Raw genomic sequence first — 2,474 nt, forward strand, 5'->3', positions numbered from 1 at the left:
ATCTAGAGGGCATCCACCAGGGAACCTTCTCCTACCAGATCGATCTCGAACCCGCTTCTATTACAGAGGTTCAGCTTTTTGCCCCGGTTCAGGCATTCTTTCATCGCCTTGAAAGATCACAAAGTTTCCGACGATGGCCCCCCCTTGCGGGTGAGGGCCATTCCTATCTTTTTTCTCAACGCCGATACTTTCATGGTTCATCGCTGTACATCGATGTTATGGGGTTTTAGGCCGCAGGAAGGACAGCACCCCTGAACCGGAAACCGGAAGAAAGAAGGCTTGAAGGCTGGGCTATGAGGGGAATTTTGGCGTGAGGGATCGGATTCCTAGGGCGAATACATCTTCCGATAGCTGTTGTTTACCCTCTCCGTCGAAGAGGACATATCCCTCTTTTATAAGGCCCTCGCGCCTTGCTTCGATAAGTGTTTTCGCATGTGACAGGTTGACGGAGGAGGCTTTCTTGGCTTCGAAGCCAATGTTGCCCCCGCGGTTTTGGATGATAAAGTCGATCTCCCTGTTGTTGCGGTCGAGATACCAGAAAAGGCCCGTACTGGGTTTCAGGGAACTCCAGGCACGAAGGGCCGTAAAAGCGGCGTTCTCAAAGAGGCTTCCCCCGTCGATGTTCCCCAGGTAGGAGGCGAAGCCGGGGTCAAAGAAGTATAGCTTGGGTGATTTCCGGAAACGGGACGATACATTCACCCATGGCGGAAGGAGCTCCACCACCCCGACCGCTTCAAGGGCGTTGACCCACCTTTTTACAGTGGTAAGGGCGATTCCTCCCATGTCCCTGGCCAGGTCCTGGAAGTTGATCCTGCATCCGGCCCTAGCGGCGAGGAGCCTGCATAGCCTGTAGATCTCAGCGGGGTTGCGTTTGCGTATGTCCGATACCGCAGGGATGTCTTTCTGCACGATGGCAACTTCGTAGCCTTTCCAGAAGGAGAGCCAGGCCTCTTCATTTCGGTATCCAAGCCTGACACGGGGCAGCAACCCTTTTGTCCAGTCCGCCTCGCCAGGCCACTCACCCGGTGCCGGAGGGTACATGGAAACTATGGAAGATCTTCCGGCCATGCTGTCGCCAAGAGAACGAAGCATCCCCGACGTGGAGGATCCGGTAAGGACAAAGCGTACTTCTTCACTGTTATCTACAAGGAGCTTGACTACCCTGTCGATGCCGCCGGGCATGTGCTGGAACTCGTCGAGTATTACATCCCCGGCGCTTTTCAGCACTGACTTGGGATCAGCGGCAAGGGCCACCATCTGGTCGGGGTCGTCGGCCGTCATGTAGGTCCAGCCCCTGGGGACGAGGCAATTTTTCAAAAGGGTCGTTTTTCCGACCTGCCTTGCCCCAAGAAGCATGACCACGGGGCTGGTCTCCGTTTCTCTCAGAAGGATCTCCTCGGCCCACCGGGGGATATAATCAGGTTTTTTCATTTCGGCCTCCGCAAATATTATTAGCGCATGGCGCTATTTTATTATGAAAGGAGACCAGAGGCAAGGGCTTGGGGTCAGGGCTTGATTTTGAGCATTTGTATACCATAAGGGCGAGAAAGCCGTAAATCGTGAATCGAAACGGGCAAGGCCAAACCCTTTTCACCTTTAAACCGGGGCGGCTGGCTGTAGGCCGGATCTTCGATCTCCCCACGGTTACGCCGCTCGCTCGAAATGACAGCCAGGAGCGTTCGTTGCTTTTTTGTGCATTTTTTGAAAATTGTCCAGGTTGTTGCGGCTGGCTCCCGAAGCGCTATAGTTAAATCAGTAATCCATGGCGTTAATCATGGGTTGGGAAATTAGTCTTCATGTTCGGCGCGATAGATATGTGATTTTGGGATTCGGGGGAAACGCGTTTGCCGCTTTCGGAAATAGAAAGAAGGGTGCTTCTGCTTTCGTCGCCGTTGGCAAGGAGGGCTTTTGGTTCGTTTTTAAGATGTGACCTTGAAAGGGAAGGTGATATTTGGATTGCGTTGCTTAATTTTGACGAATTGCTTCTGATGGGGGAATGTATCAACAGAGACGTATGCCTTTTGGCGGCCGGGAAGGATCGGACAATTCTTGAGGGGATCCTTTCGAAGGTGCGAGACCGTGTTGATGATCTGCCTTCCCTCGCAGATCCTACCTCGGACAGGGTTCGCCCCGGGGCGCCGAGCGATGAATTCAGACAAAAGGTAGCCCAAACAGTTAAAGACTGGAAAAATGGACGCTTGCCGGATTTGGACAAGGCGCTGAAAAAACTCTCCCGCGATCACAACGAGTCTCCAATTGACGAATTCTACGGGCTTTCACCAAAACAAATGCACGAGCTTTTGAACCTGGGCTGGTGGAATGACGAAAAGGTAATAAACCTGAACGACGACCTGCCCGCCGATATGCTTGAAAACGCCCCGCTGCTTCATAACTGCCGAGTTCTGCTGGAGATTGTAGCGGGATCAGGCGGAGTAAAGGCTACGGCGCGGGGGAATCTGAAAAGAGATACGGTG

General features: G+C 53.1%; 2 protein-coding genes. One reads left to right on the forward strand and one right to left on the reverse strand.

The features are described 5' to 3' along the window. Positions 1-291: 291 nt before the first annotated feature. Positions 292-1,431 (reverse strand): ATP-binding protein, encoded by a 1,140-nt coding sequence (locus GX108_03580; protein ID NLO56124.1) that lies wholly within the window; start codon positions 1,429-1,431, stop codon positions 292-294. A 413-nt stretch (positions 1,432-1,844) separates the two neighbouring features. Here GX108_03580 and GX108_03585 point away from each other — a divergent pair. Beyond that, positions 1,845-2,474, forward strand: a 630-nt coding sequence (locus tag GX108_03585) for a hypothetical protein (protein NLO56125.1), incomplete at its 3' end; no start/stop codon positions are given.

This window comes from Thermovirga sp., from assembly GCA_012523215.1.
Lineage (GTDB): Bacteria > Synergistota > Synergistia > Synergistales > Thermovirgaceae > 58-81.

Excerpts from the sequence above, each read along its gene's own strand:
- GX108_03580 (NLO56124.1), bottom strand. The coding sequence starts at position 1,431 with ATGAAAAAACCTGATTATATCCCCCGGTGGGCCGAGGAGATCCTTCTG.